This window comes from Paenibacillus plantiphilus (genome assembly GCF_927798095.1).
Lineage (GTDB): Bacteria > Bacillota > Bacilli > Paenibacillales > Paenibacillaceae > Paenibacillus_Z > Paenibacillus_Z plantiphilus.
In genome coordinates this window covers 54328-72769 of sequence record NZ_CAKMMF010000012.1, presented here as the reverse complement: position 1 = coordinate 72769, position 18442 = coordinate 54328, and the positions used below count along the sequence as shown (strand labels likewise).

Annotated in this window: 12 protein-coding genes; 6 read left to right on the top strand and 6 right to left on the bottom strand. The window is 52.2% G+C overall.

What is annotated here, in order from left to right; translation table 11 throughout:
• Positions 1-95 precede the first annotated feature (95 nt).
• Positions 96-1697, bottom strand: coding sequence for a family 10 glycosylhydrolase (locus L6H65_RS12355; RefSeq protein WP_371877691.1), 1602 nt, complete (start codon positions 1695-1697; stop codon positions 96-98).
• Between the two features lie 886 nt (positions 1698-2583).
• A complete protein-coding gene (locus tag L6H65_RS12350; RefSeq protein WP_236342812.1) occupies positions 2584-3663 on the bottom strand; it encodes a Gfo/Idh/MocA family protein in 1080 nt (359 codons plus the stop codon).
• Between the two features lie 171 nt (positions 3664-3834).
• Here L6H65_RS12350 and L6H65_RS12345 point away from each other — a divergent pair, with 171 nt between their 5' ends.
• On the top strand, positions 3835-4704 hold the full coding sequence (locus tag L6H65_RS12345; protein WP_236342810.1) for a helix-turn-helix domain-containing protein: 870 nt from the start codon (positions 3835-3837) through the stop codon (positions 4702-4704).
• A gap of 51 nt (positions 4705-4755) precedes the next feature.
• Here L6H65_RS12345 and L6H65_RS12340 read toward each other — a convergent pair whose 3' ends face one another.
• The 4 genes from L6H65_RS12340 to L6H65_RS12325 form a co-directional block, all read right to left on the bottom strand.
• Positions 4756-5475, bottom strand: a complete 720-nt coding sequence (locus tag L6H65_RS12340) for a response regulator transcription factor (RefSeq protein WP_236342808.1) — start codon at positions 5473-5475, stop codon at positions 4756-4758.
• Between the two features lie 229 nt (positions 5476-5704).
• Positions 5705-7519 (bottom strand): two-component system histidine kinase PnpS, encoded by a 1815-nt coding sequence (pnpS, locus tag L6H65_RS12335; RefSeq protein WP_236342806.1) that lies wholly within the window; start codon positions 7517-7519, stop codon positions 5705-5707.
• Between the two features lie 33 nt (positions 7520-7552).
• The gene (locus tag L6H65_RS12330) at positions 7553-8485 is read right to left on the bottom strand and encodes a bile acid:sodium symporter family protein (protein WP_236342799.1); all 933 of its coding nucleotides are present in this window, start codon (positions 8483-8485) and stop codon (positions 7553-7555) included.
• A gap of 170 nt (positions 8486-8655) precedes the next feature.
• Positions 8656-10206: a fumarate hydratase gene (locus L6H65_RS12325; RefSeq protein WP_236342797.1), complete on the bottom strand. Its 1551-nt coding sequence runs from the start codon at positions 10204-10206 to the stop codon at positions 8656-8658.
• Between the two features lie 979 nt (positions 10207-11185).
• Between L6H65_RS12325 and yfbR the strand changes: the two genes are divergently transcribed.
• From yfbR to cydC, 5 genes are all read left to right on the top strand, one after another.
• Positions 11186-11986, top strand: a complete 801-nt coding sequence (gene yfbR, locus L6H65_RS12320; protein WP_236342795.1) for a 5'-deoxynucleotidase — start codon at positions 11186-11188, stop codon at positions 11984-11986.
• Between the two features lie 206 nt (positions 11987-12192).
• Positions 12193-13602 carry a cytochrome ubiquinol oxidase subunit I gene (locus L6H65_RS12315; RefSeq protein WP_236342793.1) on the top strand — a complete coding sequence of 470 codons (1410 nt, stop codon included), beginning with the start codon at positions 12193-12195 and terminating at the stop codon, positions 13600-13602.
• Positions 13592-14605 carry a cytochrome d ubiquinol oxidase subunit II gene (gene cydB, locus L6H65_RS12310; protein WP_236342791.1) on the top strand — a complete coding sequence of 338 codons (1014 nt, stop codon included), beginning with the start codon at positions 13592-13594 and terminating at the stop codon, positions 14603-14605. Before L6H65_RS12315 ends, cydB begins: the two co-directional genes overlap by 11 nt.
• Positions 14606-14609: 4 nt before the next feature.
• The gene (gene cydD / locus L6H65_RS12305) at positions 14610-16559 is read left to right on the top strand and encodes a thiol reductant ABC exporter subunit CydD (RefSeq protein ID WP_236342789.1); all 1950 of its coding nucleotides are present in this window, start codon (positions 14610-14612) and stop codon (positions 16557-16559) included.
• Positions 16556-18358 (top strand): thiol reductant ABC exporter subunit CydC, encoded by a 1803-nt coding sequence (gene cydC, locus L6H65_RS12300; protein WP_236342782.1) that lies wholly within the window; start codon positions 16556-16558, stop codon positions 18356-18358. The genes cydD and cydC overlap by 4 nt, the downstream gene beginning before the upstream one ends.
• Positions 18359-18442: the final 84 nt, after the last annotated feature.

Genomic DNA, 18442 nt, shown 5'->3' with positions numbered 1-18442 from the left:
TTGCTCTTCTTGCTCTTCTTGCTCTTCTTGCTCTTCTTGCTCTTCTTGCTCTACTGCTGCTTGCTTACTTTCTCATCTGTTTCGTCTATCCGCTTCTATTGTACAGCTTGCCCGCCGTAATACACTTGAAGCGCGTCTTTAATACCGAGCGGGTTTCTCCGCAGATCCTTTGCACTGAAGAAAGCATCGCCTTTCACGATTTCCGGATATTTGAGGTTGTAATTGAGCTGGTCAATTATTTCTTGAGCCGTTTGCCAGCCGCTCTCCTTCGTGCCAAGCTTGTATGGCGAATGACCGATATAAAGGTCGACATTGGTTCCCGTTACTTCTCCGACCCACCAATCTACCAGCTTATCGTATCGTGCCGCGGTGAAGGACATGCTCCAGTAGATTTGGGGAACGACATAATCAATCCAATCCTGACGAATCCATGTCCTTACATCGGCGGACATGCTGTCAAAGGCGGTTACACCTGCATTCGTATCGGAGCCGGTTGCATCCTTCGCACTATTGCGCCACACACCGAACGGGCTGATGCCGAACTGAAGCTTAGGCTTGGCGCTGTGAATGGACTCCCCAAGCATGCGGACAAACTCATTGATGTTGTCGCGGCGCCACTCATCCTTCGTCGGCAGATTATTGGCATTGTACAGTAGGAACGTATCATCGTCCTTTAAACCACCTGAGGATGGATAGAAGTAATCATCCAGATGAATACCGTCGATATCATACCCATTCACGACTTCCATCACAGTATCGATAATATGCTGCCTCGCTGCGGGAATGCCCGGGTTGATAAGCAGCCCGCTTCCAGACTTCAGAATCCAGTCCGGCTGTGCGATTGCGACATGATTGGAAGCCAGCTTAGTAAGGTCCGAATCCGTATTCGCGCGAAAAGGATTAAACCAGGCATGAAAGCTCATCCCCCGCTGATGTGTCTCCTCGATCATAAAAGCAAGCGGGTCGTAGTCAGGCTCCGTACCCTGCTTTCCTGACAGTACCTTCGACCAAGGCACGAGATCAGACCGATAAAGCGCATCTCCAGATGGCCGTACTTGAACGAATACCGTGTTCATCCCCATCGCTTGCAATTCATCAAGAAGGCTCTTATATTCTTGCTGCTGAAGCTGCTTGTTGCCATATGATTTTGTCGAAGGCCAGTCCAAATTGTAAATGGTGGACACCCATGCCGCTTTGAGTCCCGATTTGCTTCCTCCGCCAGAACCATTGCCAGCACCAGGATCAGGCTGCATCATACTCGCATTCAAAAATACGGTACGAGTCTTCCCATCCCATTCCACCTCAATGCCCAGCTCTTCTCCAACAAACCGGAGCGGAACCATTACTCTCCCGCTCTTGAGCTCTACAGACGCATCGAGACGGATCTTATCTCCATTCACTTCAGCAGTCTTCTGACCAGGTCTCATGATGATCGTGGTAGTTCCCTGCTCAATCGTTACCTTTCTAGCAACTGGCGACCAGTCCACAGCCGCTCCCAAATTCTCACTAATAACGCGCAGTGGAACCATCGTCACATTTACTTTTGGAAGCACATAAGGGGCAACGTCGCTGCTGATAAGCTGACCATCCAATATTATTCGAATATCCTTGGATGCCTGCGCATTCACAGGAACAGAGAACACCGACAACAACATACTGAACACGAATAGCAAACTTGCTCCTAGCCGAAATCTCATTAGCATTAATCCTCCGAGCCTAGATTTAGAGGTGAGCGTCAAATAGCCCCCACCATTTAGAGAGTCAGGAAAGATTCCCCTTCCTATAGACGCTCTCCCGGCGAATTTGTTGCTATTAGAACTACTAAAAACTAAATAACCAACTCATAAATGGATTAACGCGCAATGGACAGTCTACAGTCACGACCAAAGTCGAACCAAATTACTTGCTGAGCTTGATGCTCGAAGTGACTTTTTCCGTTTTACAGCTATGTTGAGTGACCGCAGCGAGGCTTTTTTGGCGCTGTAGCACGGTTTTTCGGGCTTACAGCAAGCGTGAGTTTAGTTTTTCGCGCTGTAAGAGGTTTTTTCCGTTTTACAGACACTTTGAGTGCCCGCAGCGTGGCTTTTTTGGGGCTGTAGCGCGGTTTTTCGGGCTTACAGCTAGCGTGAGTTTAGTTTTTCGCGCTGTAAGAGGTTTTTTCCGTTTTACAGACACTTTGAGTGACCGCAGCGAGGCTTTTTTGGCGCTATAGCACGGTTTTTCGGGCTTACAGCAAGCATGAGTTTAGTTTTTCGCGCTGTAAGAGGTTTTTTCCGTTTTACAGACAGATTGAGTGCGGTAGGATGCTGTAGTGCTAGTACGGTTTATCGCGCTTATTCATCTCTTCAGAGGGTCTTTCATCCGATTGTCGTGTTCACCGTTCTCATCTCACTGATGCACTCCATTCAATTGCGAGCAATGATATAGGTATGAATATGATTCCACACGCTTACATTCAAAAAAAGCCGGGGCATACTTGCCCCGACCTCTGCAAACCTCAAATCCGGCCTTCACAAACTCAAATCGCATCTGATACCTCTTTATACAACTTACCCGATACGCATCCTTCTTCAACACGCAACTTTAATCAAAATATATCGCTTTGCCCGTCCGTGAGGATTCGTACACCGCTTCGAGAATCTCCGAAACAACGAGCGCTTGCTCTGGCGTGACAAGCACTTCCTTGTCATGGATAATAGCGTCGATCCACGTACGCATCTCCAGCTCTTCCGGGTGCTCGCTTGCGCCGTCATAGAATGCGACACCGCCAGCATTCATCTCGATCTCGTTGACGTAGAGACGGCTGTTCTTCTCTCCGTTGATGCGCAGACCTTTCTTCATGTCTGCGCCAGCTTTCGTACCGCAAAGCGTTACTTTGGCCTCGTCAACCTCAAGCGTGTTGAGCGCCCAGCTGGATTCCAGCACGATCGATGCGCCATTCTCCATTGTAATCATGGCGAACGCCGAATCTTCAACCGTAAATTGCTTAGGGTCCCATGATCCGAATGCGTTAGCCGCATTTTCTGTCTGCGCCAGCTTATGATAAGCACGGCCCAGAACGACCTTCGGCTTATAGTTGTCCATCATCCAGAGCGCAAGATCAAGCGCATGCGTGCCGATATCGATCAGCGGTCCGCCGCCTTGCTTCTCTTCATCAAGGAATACGCCCCATGTCGGAACCGCACGACGGCGAATCGCATGTGCCTTGGCAAAATAAATCTCGCCCAGCTCGCCAGCCGCGCAAGCGTCCTTCAAATAACGGCTGTCAGCGCGGAAACGGTTGTTGTAGCCGATGCTGAGCTTCTTGCCCGTATTCTTCGCAACCTCCAGCATGCGGCGCGCATCATGCGCGGTCTTCGCCATTGGCTTCTCGCACAGAACGTGCTTGCCTGCTTCGAGTGCTGCAATGGTAATCTCAGCATGGGAATCATTCGGCGTACAGACATGAATCACCCCTATGGACGGATCACGAAGCATATCGTGATAATTGCTATATACAGCCGCCTCATGGCTGCCATATCTGCGCTTCGCATCCTCAGCTTTTTCCACTATGATATCGCAAAAGGCTACCATCTCTGCTTCATGTACTTTAGCCAAACTTGGCATATGCTTACCGTTGGCAATACCGCCACAGCCGATAATGCCGATTCGAATTTTGGACATTAAATGTCTACCCCCAGTCATTTGTTCATCATTATTTGCAGGAATCATCAATTGTATGCTTGTTTCAATGCCACACAAACACTAGAATAAGTATAGTTGAAAGTACGCTGCAAAGTATAGAATCAGAATAGCGATGCTTTTATGCGATTTTGTCGTAGGAGGGCTATTATCGTGGAAATTTACAATGAAAAAGTCGTATATGAAAACCCTCTTTTGTCCATTCGAGTATTCCAGGCTCAACGTGACCACGATTTCTTCATCAATTGGCATTATCATCGCGAGCTGGAGCTGCTGCTTGTAAATGAAGGCATTCTTGATGTCTATATCGATGATGATTACATGCGTCTCCATGCAGGCGACATCGCCATGATCGGAGTCAAGCAGCTTCACCGGGACCGCAGTTTGGGCGGAGCGCTTAACTATATCGTCCTGCAATTTGATCTGGAACAATTTTTTGATCATAGCACGATGCCTTATATGCGCTTTTTCTCGGAGACGAAAAATCCGCTTAGCCGGGCCAATTATATTTTTCGCGAGAACGATACCGCCAGATTGGAGGCAGCCGAATGTATCCGCTCCGTGCTGAAGGAGGTCACCGCCAAGCAGATTGGCTATGAGATGGCCGTCAGCATGCTGATTAAACAATTTCTGCTGCTCCTGCTTCGCAATGATCCCAATAAGGTATTGGCCGAAAGTGAGGATTTCGACCGTGTGCGCCTGCGCAGCGTCCTTGATTTCGTGGAGGACCATCTGTCTGAGCGCATTCAGGTTGAAGAGGTATGCAAGCTGGCGAATATGAGCTATTATTATTTTGTTAAATTTTTCAAGAAAGCGATCGGCTTATCGTTCACAGAATATGTGAATTATCGGAAAATCAAGTGGGCCGAGCGGATTCTGCTGACGAAGGATCTTAGCGTGTCAGAGGTTGGCGATCGGATCGGCATGCCGAACATGGCGCATTTCTATAAAATGTTCAAGAAGTACAATGACTGCTCGCCCAAACAGTTCCAGAAGCGAATGCTGGCCTGGAACCGCCATTAGACGCCCCACCCCACAATCACGCCTCAATCAAAAAAAAGCTGGTTCACCGTCTCACTTCGGTGTTCCCAGCTTCTTAGGCATTACGAGCTTGTAGCCGACTCCGCGAATGGATTCAATCCCAACCGACTGCTGTCCCAGCTCCAGCTTCTTGCGAAGCGAGCTGACATGCACATCGACCGTCCGCTGTCCGCCAATATAATCAAATCCCCATACCACATTCATAAGATCATCCCGTGTAATCACCATGCCTGGCCGTTGAACCAGATAGAGCAGCACTTCGAACTCCTTCGGACGCAGCGGCACGGAATCTCCATTGAGAATAACCTCGTATTTCTCCGGATAAATAAACAGATCGCCCGCGTTAATAACCTTCTCCGTGGATTCACTGACTTTGCTATCTTCATGATTCGTGCGACGAAGCACCGCGGATACGCGGGCAAGAAGCTCGGCAACGCCGAATGGCTTCGTAATGTAGTCATCCGCGCCGCACTTCAAGCCTTGCACGACCTCTTCCTCAGCATTGCGTGCAGTGAGTACGATAACCGGCGTCACATTGCCGCTCTGCCGCAGCCGTGACAATATCTCAAATCCGTTCATTCCCGGCAGCATAATATCCAGAATAATCAAATCAAATGAACGCTGCAGCGCTGTCTGCAACCCTTCAAATCCATGATCGATCACTGTGGTGTCGTACCCTTCCTGACTCAGGTTGTACGAGAGCAGCCTCGAGAGTGTCGGTTCGTCTTCAATAACCAGCACTTTTTGCGACATGTTGACCCCCAGCCTCCGCGTTTGTTGCTCTACGCGATTTGCACTAACTTTTTTACAAACTCATCATATCACTGTTCTCCATTGGGGGTAAACCATTATTTCAGTCCAACCGAGGTTCCAGCAGCGTTCGCAATCCGGGTCCAGTGATGATTGAATTCCTCCCACCGCAAGCAGCTCCCAGCGCACGGTGTTTCGCTGCATGACGGCGGTCTGTCAACCACATGATCAGTTACTGCTGCAAGACAGGCAGCTCGATCGTGAAGGTAGAGCCGATTCCAACGTTGCTGTCCAGCTCAATGCTCCCTCTATGCAGCTCTACAAGGTGCTTCACGATGGACAGCCCGAGCCCTGTACCGCCTGAACTGCGCGAACGAGCCTTGTCTACACGGTAGAAGCGCTCGAATACGCGAGGAAGATCCTTTTTCGGAATTCCGATTCCCGTATCTGTAATCATGATGCGAATATGCTCGTAATCAACATCCTCTTCATTCATGCCCTCCATCCAGGGCAGCAGCACGGGCTCAACCAGAATCGATACCACTCCGCCTTCCGGCGTATAGTTAATGCCGTTGGACAACAGATTCATAACGATTTGGCGCAGGCGATCCTCGTCCGCCTCCACATACAGTCCCGGCTCCACCTTCATCGTAATCCCGATGTCCTTGCGGACGGCCTCCGATTCCATAAGCTCCACGGTCTTGCTCATGAACGGCTCCAGCTCGATTGGCGAGAACATAAGCGGCACACGGCGCGACTCAATCTTGGACAGCTCCAAAATATCGCCGATAAGACGGTTCAACCGATCGCTCTCGTCAAAAATAATTTGCAGAAAGGAGCGCGCAGTCTCCGGATCGTTCACCGCGCCGCCAAGCAGCGTTTCCGCGAACCCTTTAACAGCTGCAATTGGCGTCTTCAGCTCATGGGACACGTTAGCCACGAACTCGCTGCGCATCCGCTCCAGCCGCTTAATCGCAGAGACGTCCTGCAGAACGAGCAGCACGCCGCCAAATTCCTCATTCCCATCAAAGATCGGAACGAGATTCAAGTCCAGCAGCCGCTCCTCGGGAAAATAAAACGTAATCTCTTCACGCAGATGCTCTCTGCGCTCAAGCCCGTCCTGTATAATCTGCGAAAGCTCATATTGCTGCTTCGCTTCCGTATAATGACGGCCTGCAAGCTCCCTTGCCGAGAAGCCCAGCACCTCTTCAGCACGCCTGTTCAGCAGAACGACCCGTCCCGCGCGGTCTATCATCACGATTCCGTTGATCATATTGTCCAGAACGCTAGCCAATTGGCTTTCATTCTGATGAATGCGAGCCATCTGCACCTGCAGTCCATCGGCCATCGCATTGATTGCCAGACCAAGCTCTCCAATCTCGTCATTGCTCTTCACCGTCACCCGTGCACGGTAGTCCATCGACTTGATCCGTTTGGCTACACGGGTTATTTGCTCCAGCGGCCGCGTTAGCCCGCGGGCGATCCGGTAGCTGATCAGAGCAGCCACAGCAAACAGAATAAGCAGGCCGATGAAGAGCGCCGTCCAGATTCGCTGCATGCTGGCATCGACATCTTGCAGGCTGAGCGCCATACGGATCATATCGGAATCGGGATTGCCCGGATCTACTTGCATTGCAACATAGAGCAGATTGGCGTCCAGCGTATCGCTATGGCGGATTGCTTTTCCAACTCCACCCGCCTTGGCTTCTTCAACCTCGATACGATTGGCGTGATTATCCATCATCTTGGGATCATGATCGGAATCGCCTACAACGGTCCCATCACCGCTGATGAATGTAATCCGCGATTCTGTTATTTCCTTTAACCGCAACGCTTCCTGCGTATAATAACCGTACAGCTCCTCGGGCTTCCCATGCTTCCAATCCATCCGATCCAAAATAATCTTCATCTCGCGCACCAGATTATCCTCCAGCGCATTCAGATGGTTGTCCTTGAATGTCTTGCCCATGAATATGCCGGCAGCCAGTACTGAGAAACCGACCATCACGACCATAATAACGGTCAACCGCACGCGATAACTATTCATTGTTTGCTCATCCTCCACGCATACTATCGCCCTTTATCGTACCTGTCCCTTCCCTTTCACGCCAGCCTTTGAATTGTTAAGTTTATGTAAAACATAATGATGCAAGGTGGCAAGCGGCTGCTGAATCAATATGGACAGCACGACCGGCACAGCAGCAAGCGGGCTGAAATAACCAAGCGCAAGAACGATTCCGAGCGATATGTTGCGCATGCCCGATGCGTAAGATACCGTCACCTGCAGCTCCCGATTGCCCATGAACGCAGTTCCGAAGAAGCCGATCGCATAGCATAGACCTACCATAAGGACCGCTATCGGCACCAATAGCAGCAGGTCATCCTGCAGCACGGACAGATAGGGCTCAATCGCTGCAGCATTAAGTGAGACGACAGCAACGAAGCATAGTTTGGACAACGGCGCACTGTAGGGATGCACCGCCTTCTGTATCCGCCCTTTCGTGACCTGGTGCAGCAGCACGCCTATGGCAGTAGGGACAACAATGATGAGCAGCAGGTCTGCGATCATTTGCCCTGTCTGTATTTCGATATCCGTCTGAAAAAACAGATGGATGCCCGCCGGCACGACGAATGGACTCAGCGCCGAATCGATGACGACCATCGCCAGAATAAGCGGCACACTGCCGCCGGACATTCCCACCCACAGCACAGTTGAGACGCCGAGCGGTATGATCGTAAACAATACAAGTCCAATCACATAGGGCGAGTCTGCTCCGAACGCCAGCATCCCAACCGCGTAAGCGATGATTGGCGATGCTGCATGTGCCAGAATGAACGTCCACAGCATAATGCCAGGCTTGCGAATGACCGCCCTGAGCTGTCCGATGCCGCAGCCAAGCGCCATCGTCAGCGTCACATAGGCGAAGAGATAAGGGACAGCCGGAACGAAGCGGTGCAGCATCGGGGCAAAAAGAAATCCCAGGACGAGTGATCCGGGGATAATAAGAAACATCCATTGTTCAAACCTTTTGTTAAAGGCCAATCCTAAATTGCGCGTAACGCATCCCTCATTTTGTATCGATGAATGGACCGGAATGAGGTTCCGATGGGGCAATTCCCTTCCGGCGCCATGCTGATTAATAATGAACTGAACTGAACTGAACTGAATAATTAATTGAATACTTAATTGAATACAGGGTCTTTGAATTGGGAGAGCTTCGCGAAGGAATCCTGCTCGACATCGGCATGCAGGCTGTTGCCATGCGCGTCCATCGTGACGATAGCAGTGAAGCCTTTTGTCTGCAGATGCCACATCGCTTCAGGAATTCCGAATTCCATGAAGTCAACGCCATTGACCTTCTTGATGCATCTCGCATAATATTGCGCGGCTCCGCCGATTGCGTTCAAGTAGACAGCGCCATGCTCCTGAAGCGCGGCCAACGTTTTGGCTCCCATGCCGCCTTTGCCGATAACGGCGCGGATGCCGAATTTTTTAATAATCGTGCCCTGGTAAGGCTCCTCGCGGCTGCTTGTCGTCGGTCCGGCCGCTTTGACATGCCATTCGCCAGCTTTATCCTGCATCATAACCGGTCCGCAGTGATAAATAACGGCGCCGTTCAGATCGATTGGAGCATCGTGATCCATCAAATGCTTGTGCAGCGCATCGCGCCCTGTATGCATTTCTCCATTAATCGTGACGATGTCGCCAACCTTGAGGCTCCGCACCTGCTCCTCTGTAATCGGCGTCTGCAGAACGATCTCGCGGGGTTCCTCCTGATGTTCTGCCACGGCTTCCACAGCAGCTTCAGCGGATTTCAACTTCATCGGCGTACCCGTGCCGCTCGGATAGATCCATTCCTTTATCTCGCCAGAGGCGGAGTTCAGCAATACGCCTTGACGGCGGTAAGCCCAGCAGTTGTAAGCGACCGAGACGAAGAAGCTTGCCGGAAGCCGGTTCATCACGCCCACTTTGCAGCCAAGCAGAGATACTTCTCCGCCAAAGCCCATTGTGCCGATTCCGAGCTTATTAGCATTCTCCATTACGTATTCTTCCAGCTGGCGAAGCTCGTTATTCGGGTTCGTATCATGCGTATGGCGGAACAACTGCTGCTTGGCAAGCTCGTAGCCTGTCGTGCGGTCGCCCCCGATTCCGACACCGATGAAGCCAGCGCTGCAGCCTTGGCCTTGCGCTTGATAGACCGCGTGCATGATGCATTTGCGAATGCCGTCGAGATCGCGGCCTGCCTTGCCCAGACCTTCAAGCTCAGTGGGAAGACTGTATTGAATATTCTTATTCTCGCAGCCGCCGCCCTTGAGAATAAGACGCACATCAATATCATCCTTCTCCCATTGCTCGAAGTGAATGACCGGTGTGCCGGGGCCAAGGTTGTCCCCTGTATTCGCGCCTGTCAGCGAGTCTACGGAATTGGTGCGAAGCTTGCCATCCTTCGTCGCACGCGCGATAGCGCTGCGGATCTGGCCCTTCATAATGATTTGGTTCGCGCCTACCGGCGTATGCACGACAAAGGTCGGCATTCCGGTATCCTGGCAAATTGGCGACACATTGTTCTCTGCCATCTCAATATTGGTCGCAATTGTGGAGAGCGACAAGCCTGCGCGCGTAGCGCGGTCCTCCACTTCCTGAGCCGATTTGATCACTTCCCGAACGTCGCCAGGAAGATTGGTGGAGGTTTCTACGATAAGCTTATATACGCTTTCTTCAAACTGCTGCATGGATCATGCCGACTCCTCTCTCTAGTTAGATTGGAAAAAACCAACTGGCTGCTGCGCAGGGGAATGTTCTTACGATCGCTGGCGCTTCTTCAGAATCATTTCCCCTGCTCCGCTCTGTTGTTCTTTCTCTCGTTCAACTTGTATAGTCGCAATTCTTCATTCACTATATAATATAATAGCATATACCACCTCAGATGTGTGGTAGATTCAAGCTGGCTTAATACGGATTGTTGAACATACTACGCCGAATTACGCCACTTTTATCAACTATGCTCCGCTTATCGCATACTATTATCCAGTAGCACTGTCCTGCTCCTGCTGGTAGAGCAGGACAGCGCTACTATAAAGCAGACACTTTAGGGAACAAGATACATCGAACACTAGGGTGCTCATGTGCGACTGCCATGAGGGGATTTAATCAATTTCTTGTTTCACGCTCACGGCGGGTAATTTACTGTCTGCGCCAAGTGTAGCAGACCTACAGAAGAGCTTTGGAGCTTTGGAAAGTTAGACGCGATCTGCTGTAAGAAGATCATTCCGCCTTACAGCGGAATTCGGACTTGCTCGGCAGTCTGTAAGCGTGAAAAAACCTCTTAAAGTCTCACATAACGCCGAAAGAGAGTCGAATCTAAGATTGTAAGCGTGAAAAACCTGCTTACAACGTGTAAATCAGGTTGATAATCGGCTGTAAGCATGATTTATCGTGCTACAGACATGGGTGAGTGCAGACGAGCGCGAGGCCTCATGGTGTTGGAGCTATTCAGCTAACCTATGGTACTATGCGGAAGAGCGCGAGGACCCATGGTGTTGGAGCTATTCAGCTAACCTATGCACTATGCGGAAGAGCGCGGGGCCTCATGGTGTTGGAGCTATTCAGCTAACCTATGGCACTATGCGGAAGAGCGCGAGGCCACATGTGTTGGAGCTATTCTGTTCAGTTAACCTATTTTAGTTTGAAGGATAAGGAGCGAATACGAGAGTGGACAGTCATTTTATCGCGTATATGTACCGTTTGAGATATATCGAGCGTTGGAGCCTGATGCGCAATACAACTCGTGAAAATGTTGCCGAGCACTCCTACCATGTCGCGCTGCTCGCCCATATGCTGTGCGAGATTGGCAATCATGTTTTTGGACGGTCGCTTAATGCTGACCGGGTGGTCACGATGGCGTTATTCCATGATGCCACCGAGGTTTTCACCGGCGATATTCCTACTCCAGTGAAGCATCATAATCCCAAAATGCTGGCAAGCTTTCGCGAGATCGAATCGCTCGCCGCTGAGCGTCTGCTGGGCATGGTCCCTAAGCAGCTATATTCTGCCTATGCGCCGCTAATAAGCGGACAGCCGGATGCTCCAGCTTTGAATAAACAATCATCGGATGCCCCATATTATAGAAACCACACAGACGCTCCGCCATTAAACAATCACGCGGATGCTCCAGCTTTGAGCAATCATTCGGATGCTCCGCCTGCAGGTGGACATATGAATTCTGAAGACAGCAACAGCAATAGCAGCAGCGAAACAGCAACCGCCGGATATGCCAGCTCCATCAACAGTGACAATGAGCTGCGCAAGATGCTGAAGGCTGCCGATCTGCTGGATGCATATATCAAATGCTTGACCGAATTGTCATCCGGCAATCGGGAGTTTGCCGTGGCCAAAGGCCAGACCGAGAACAAGCTTGCCAAGCTTGACATGCCCGAGGTAGATTGGTTCCTCTCCCACATGGCGCCAAGCTTCAGCATGACGCTTGACGAATTGTCCCAAGAAGATGAATAGCCTCCGCATCTGAATGGTCTGCATACCTTTTCCCCCATATCGTACAATCCCATGCCTTCACGGCAGCGCTCAATCGGCGCTATTGTGAAGGCTTTTTGACAATTCCGGGTCCTCGCTCTTGTTGTGATTTTTGTCACATAGCCATCGCATCATATCTGTCATGATAGCTGTACAAACTTACACAGAAGAGAGAGAGAGGGAAAGAAATGTTCGAAACGCTCGATATCGTTACACTTTCGCGACTTCAGTTCGCTTCTACGACGATTTTTCATTTTTTCTTCGTGCCGCTGTCCATAGGGCTCGCCCTGTTGATCGCCATCATGGAGACGCTATATGTCGTCAAAGGCAATGAGCTGTACAAGAGGATGGCCAAGTTCTGGGGCAAGCTGTTCCTCATCAACTTTGCAGTCGGCGTCGTGACCGGCATTCTGCAGGAGTTCCAGTTTGGCATGAACTGGTCCAATTACTCCCGCTTCGTCGGTGATGTGTTCGGCGCACCGCTGGCTGTGGAGGCGCTGCTCGCTTTTTTCATGGAATCGACCTTTATCGGTCTGTGGATATTCGGCTGGGACCGTCTGAGCAAGCGGGTTCATCTGCTCTGCATCTGGCTCGTTGCGTTCGGAACGTCGATGTCGGCTTTCTGGATTCTTGCGGCCAATTCCTTCATGCAGCGTCCGGTCGGCTTTGAAATCAACAATGGAAGAGCGGAGATGAATGATTTCTTCGCGATATTGACCAACGGCCAGCTGCTGGTGGAGTTTCCGCATACGCTGCTGGGGGCTTTTGCCACGGGCGCATTTCTGGTTACAGGGGTTAGCGCATACAAGCTGCTGAAGCGTCAGGATGTCGACTTTTTCCGCAAATCGTTCCAAATCGCCGCGATCGTCGCCGTTGTCACCTCAATCGGTGTTGCGATGTTCGGCCATCAGCAGGCGCAATATTTGGTCCAGACACAGCCGATGAAAATGGCCGCAAGTGAAGGGCTTTGGGGCAAAAGCGGCGATCCCGCCGGCTGGACGGTCTCTGCTTTCATCGATACGGAGAATCAAAGCAACTCATGGGAGATCAAAATCCCTTATCTGCTCAGCTATCTATCCTACAGCACATTCTCCGGCGAGGTAAAAGGGATGCTGGAGCTGCAGGCAGAGTATGAGCAGACCTACGGACCCGGCAATTACATTCCTCCTGTAAAAACAACCTTCTGGAGCTTCCGCATTATGGTTGCCTGCGGTTCAGCTATGATTCTGATGGGAATGTACGCTGTCTATCTGACGATTCGCAAAAAATGGTCGCGCCCGAACAAATGGTTTCTGCGCTCCATGGTGGCCGGCATTTCGCTGCCTGTCATCGCCAATACGGCGGGCTGGATTATGACCGAGATCGGCCGCCAGCCTTGGACGGTGTTCGGATTGATGCGGACTGAGGACGGCATATCGCCGGGCGTGTCTGCGGGCGAGGTTCTGTTCTCGCTTATCGCTTTTAACGTTATCTATGCTGTGCTGGGCACAATTCTGGTCTATCTGTTTATCCGTGTTATTAAAAGAGGCCCTTTCGAGGATAAAAAGCCGCAGCAGCGTTCTAACGACCCTTATGAGGAGGGATACCATGTCTCTTAATGAATTATGGTTTCTATTAGTAGGCGTTCTATTCGTTGGATTCTTCTTCCTGGAGGGTTTCGACTTCGGCGTGGGCATGTCAACGGCGATTATCGCCAAGACGGACAAACAGCGCCGCGTACTCATTAATTCCATTGGCCCCTTCTGGGACGGCAACGAGGTATGGCTGCTAACGGCGGGGGGAGCGATGTTCGCTGCTTTCCCGAACTGGTATGCCACCATGTTCAGCGGATTTTATACGCCGCTGGTGTTCCTTCTGCTTGCTCTGATCGGTCGCGGCGTCGCCTTCGAATTCAGAGGCAAGGTCGATACGCCGCAGTGGCGGAAAACATGGGATGTCATCATTTTCGTGGGCAGTCTGCTGCCTCCGCTTCTGCTCGGTGTTGCCTTCTCCGGCATTCTCAAGGGGCTGCCAATCGGCGCAGATATGGAGATGCGCGCCGGAATATTCGATATCGTCAACGGCTACACGCTGCTCGGCGGCATCACCGTCGTCCTGCTCTGTCTTGTACATGGCCTGATGTTCACCACCCTGCGCACAACTGGCGAGCTGCAGGAAAGAGCCCGCATATTGGCGAGAAGGCTGCTTCCACTGCTTGCCCTGCTGCTTGTCGGCTTCGCCGTCTACACGTATTATGCGACAGATGTGTTTCAGGTTAGAGGCGGAATTCTGAGCGTGATTGCTCTGGTTGGCCTGGTTGCATTCCTGCTGTCCGGTTATTTCATGAAGCTTCGGAAGGACGGCTGGGCCTTCACCATGACCGGTGCTGTCATTGCCCTGTCAGTCGCATCGATCTTCATCGGGCTGTTCCCGCGCGTCATGATCAGCTCCATCGACAGCGCCTACAATCTGACGATCCATAATGCCGCATCCGGCCAATATTCGCTGCAGGTGATGAGCATTGCCGCGCTCACACTGCTGCCTTTCGTGCTGGGCTACCAAATATGGAGCTATTTCGTCTTCCATAAACGCGTTCACGAGAAGGATCATCTGGAGTATTAATCCGATGGGACGCTCATTAATGAAATACAGCGGCATTCGGGCCGTCCTGTTCGTTACCGCCGTGCTAACGCTGCTGCAATGCGCAGCGATTATTGGAGCAGCCTATTGGCTCGCGGAGACGATATCTGCTTTATTCGCTGGAGAGCCCCTTGCGGAGCAGCTCGATGGCATGCTGCTGTTCCTGCTCGCTTTTGCCATGCGGCATGTGATGTCCATGCTTCAGCAGAAGGCGGCGCATCGCTTCGCGTCCGACACTGGCGCGTCCATGCGCCGGGAGCTGATGGAGAAGCTGTTCCAGCTCGGTCCGCGTTTCTCATCGGTCAAAGGTACGGGCAATCTGGTGACTCTCGCGTTAGAGGGCGTCACGATGTTCCGCAATTATTTGGAGCTTATTATTCCCCGCATGGTCGGGACGGCAATCGTTCCCGCACTGGTGCTCGGCTATGTGTATTGGCTGGATGTGCGGTCAGGCGTCATTCTGACCCTAACCCTGCCGATTCTGATCGTGTTCATGATCCTGATCGGGCTGGCCGCACGCAAGCAAATGGAGGCGCAATGGGAGTCCTACCGCTCGCTGTCGAATCATTTTGTCGATTCGCTGCGCGGTCTTGAGACGCTCAAATTTCTCGGGCAAAGCCGTGCTCATGGCTCCATGATTGCCCGTGTTAGCGAGAAGTACCGATCTGCTACGATGCGCACGCTGCGGGTTGCGTTTCTATCGTCCTTCGCACTGGATTTCTTCACCATGCTCTCGGTCGCATCCGTTGCGGTCAATCTCGGTCTTCGCCTTGTCAATGGCGAGATTATGCTGTTCCCAGCACTGACCGTGCTCATTCTGGCACCGGAATATTTCCTCCCTGTGCGGATGGTCGGCGCGGATTATCATGCGACTCTGAACGGCAAGGAAGCCGGAGAAGCGATTCAAGCTATCATTGATGAGCCTGTGGCTGCTGAGGTGCATTCGCCTGTGACAGCGGCGGGAAGGGAAGATCCGCTAGCAGCGAAGACGGAGGCGGACGGATTGACCGGGACGGACGATCCGACAACGGGGAGGGCGAACGAGCCGATCGGGGCAGGCGCTCCGACGACGGTGAAGGCGAACGAGCCGATCAGGACGGACGCCACGACGACGATGAAGGCGAACAATCCGATCAGGACGGACGATCCGTCAGCGGCGATAGCTCCGTTTTCGCCAACTGCGCTTCATCAGGCCGGAGAGCTGCAATTGACGCTGTCTTCCGTAAGCGTACAACATGATCCCGAAGGCCCCCTCTCTTTGGAGGGCGTCTCGCTGCACATACAGGGTCCTGCGGCAATCGGCATCATCGGAGCGAGCGGGGCGGGCAAATCGACCTTGATCGATGTGCTGGGCGGTTTTCAAGCCGCATCGGCGGGGACCATTAGCTGGAACGGCAAGCCCGTCTCGCTTGCCCATGACAGCTGGCGGCGCAGCATCACATATATTCCGCAGCAGCCGTATCTGTTCAGCCGCTCGCTTGCGGACAATATCCGCTTCTATACGCCAGAAGCATCGTCCCAAGCTGTACGGGAAGCTGCCGCTGCTGCCGGGTTGTCCGAGCTGGCGGACGAGTTGCCTCATGGCTTCGATGAAATGATCGGCGGGGGCGGGCGTCCGCTCAGTGGCGGACAAGCGCAGCGTGTGGCGTTGGCTCGTGCTTTTCTGGGTGAGCGCCCCGTTATTATGCTGGATGAGCCAACCGCGCATTTGGACATTGAGACGGAATATGAGCTGAAGGAGCAGATGCTACCGTTATTTCAAGGCAAGCTTGTATTCCTCGCCACGCATCGGCTGCATTGGATGCCGGATATGGACCATATTATCGTGCTGCAGCATGGCAAGGTTGCCGAGACAGGAACACATGAACAGCTGCTGGAACGACAAGGCGTCTACTATGACATGATCACAGCAGCGCAACAGGAGGGATGGCATTGAAACGGGAAGCTTGGCTGCGTCCATATATTACGGGCAACTACTGGCGTTTTGCCATCATCATTGGTTTGGGCGCAATCACCCTGCTGTCCGCTGGCGCGCTCATGTTCACATCAGGGGCTCTGATCTCCAAATCCGCGCTCCGTCCCGAAAATATTCTAATGGTCTACGTCCCCATCGTCGGTGTACGGACATTCGGAATAACAAGAGCTGTCTTTCACTATGTTGAACGTTTGACAGGGCATAACGTCATCCTGCGGATACTATCCGCAATGCGTGTTCGACTGTATCGAATACTTGAGCCGCAGGCGCTGTTTCTATCCTCCCGCTTCCGCACAGGAGATATTCTCGGCATCCTTGCCGATGATGTGGAGCAGCTGCAAAATGTCTATTTGCGCACGATCTTCCCGGCTGCTGCGGCGTTGGTTATCTATGCAGGACTGATCATCACACTGGGTGCATTTGATTGGACCTTTGCCCTTCTTGCCGCTTTATATATGGGGCTGCTTCTCGTCGTGCTTCCCGGCATTTCCCTGCTGCTCACCCATCGCAAGCATAGAGAGGTTAAGCAGGAGCGCAATCGCCTGTACCAAAAGCTGACCGATGCCGTCCTTGGCATGGCGGACTGGTCGCTAAGCGGGCGACACGCCGAATTCGTTGCAAGCTACGAAGCGGACGAGGCCGCTGTGGGCCGCAAGGATGCCGCGCTGCGAAGCTGGGCCAGATGGCGCGCACTGATCGGTCAGGCTATCGTCGGACTTGCTGTCGTATCGACAATTTACTGGACAGGCGGCCAGTATGAGCAGCAGTTGCTGTCCGCGCCGATGATCGCCGCTTTTGTGCTGGCTGTGTTCCCGATCATGGATGTGTTCCTGCCCGTATCCGAAGCGATAGAGCGCATCCCGCAGTATCGCAGCTCTTACGAACGGCTGCATGAAATGGCTGCAAAGGATGAGGGGAATGGGCATAATCACCCTATGATGATGCATGAAAGCTCAGTTGCTGCGCTTAGCCATGAAATGAAAGAAGCTGAGCAGAACGCCCCGATAGTGTTCAACACGGTAAGCCACCGCTATATCGATAATGACGGGCAATGGACTGTAAGGGAACTTACGCTGGATATCCCTCAAGGACATCGGCTAGCTGTCATCGGACGCAGCGGCGCCGGCAAATCGACCCTTCTCAAGCTTCTGCAAGGAGCATTGTCGCCTATTGAAGGAACAGTGACGATCGATGGCGTAAGTGCGGCTGCTTTTGGCGAGGGGATTCCGCGCATTGTGTCTGTATTGAATCAAAGCCCTCATCTGTTTGATACATCGATCGCCCACAATATTCGGCTCGGCAGACGGGATGCGACCGACGAGGAAATTCGAAGGGTCGCCAAGGCGGTCAAGCTCGACGAGATGATAGAATCGCTGCCGCTTGGTTATGACACACCGATGCATGAAGCGGGTCGCCGATTCTCTGGCGGGGAGCGTCAGCGTGTGGCGCTGGCCCGGATTTTACTGCAGGATACGCCCGTAGTTGTCCTCGATGAGCCGACGGTGGGACTTGACCCTGTTACGGAGCGCGAGCTGCTCTCGACTATTTTCCAAGCAATAGAGGGCAAGACACTGATCTGGGTCACCCATCATCTCATAGGTGCAGAGTATATGGATGAGATTGTGTTCATGGATAAGGGGAGGATCACAATGCAAGGCAGCCACGCGGAGCTGATCGCGCATCATCCGCATTACCAACGGCTGTATCGGCTTGATCGTCCAGCAGTTGGAATCCGCGAAAAAACCGCAGCAGCCTTGTAGGAACAAGGGCTGCTACGGTTTTTTTATAGCATATATTTCATTAACTCTTCATCATTATACCCTCAGTCGTTTCTTCACCACGCC

Coding starts and splice junctions, on each gene's coding strand:
- L6H65_RS12355 (WP_371877691.1), bottom strand. CDS start 1,697: ATGAGATTTCGGCTAGGAGCAAGTTTGCTATTCGTGTTCAGTATGTTG.
- L6H65_RS12350 (WP_236342812.1), bottom strand. CDS start 3,663: ATGTCCAAAATTCGAATCGGCATTATCGGCTGTGGCGGTATTGCCAAC.
- L6H65_RS12340 (WP_236342808.1), bottom strand. CDS start 5,475: ATGTCGCAAAAAGTGCTGGTTATTGAAGACGAACCGACACTCTCGAGG.
- pnpS (WP_236342806.1), bottom strand. CDS start 7,519: ATGAATAGTTATCGCGTGCGGTTGACCGTTATTATGGTCGTGATGGTC.
- L6H65_RS12330 (WP_236342799.1), bottom strand. CDS start 8,485: ATGTTTCTTATTATCCCCGGATCACTCGTCCTGGGATTTCTTTTTGCC.
- L6H65_RS12325 (WP_236342797.1), bottom strand. CDS start 10,206: ATGCAGCAGTTTGAAGAAAGCGTATATAAGCTTATCGTAGAAACCTCC.
- L6H65_RS12315 (WP_236342793.1), top strand. CDS start 12,193: ATGTTCGAAACGCTCGATATCGTTACACTTTCGCGACTTCAGTTCGCT.
- cydB (WP_236342791.1), top strand. CDS start 13,592: ATGTCTCTTAATGAATTATGGTTTCTATTAGTAGGCGTTCTATTCGTT.
- cydD (WP_236342789.1), top strand. CDS start 14,610: ATGGGACGCTCATTAATGAAATACAGCGGCATTCGGGCCGTCCTGTTC.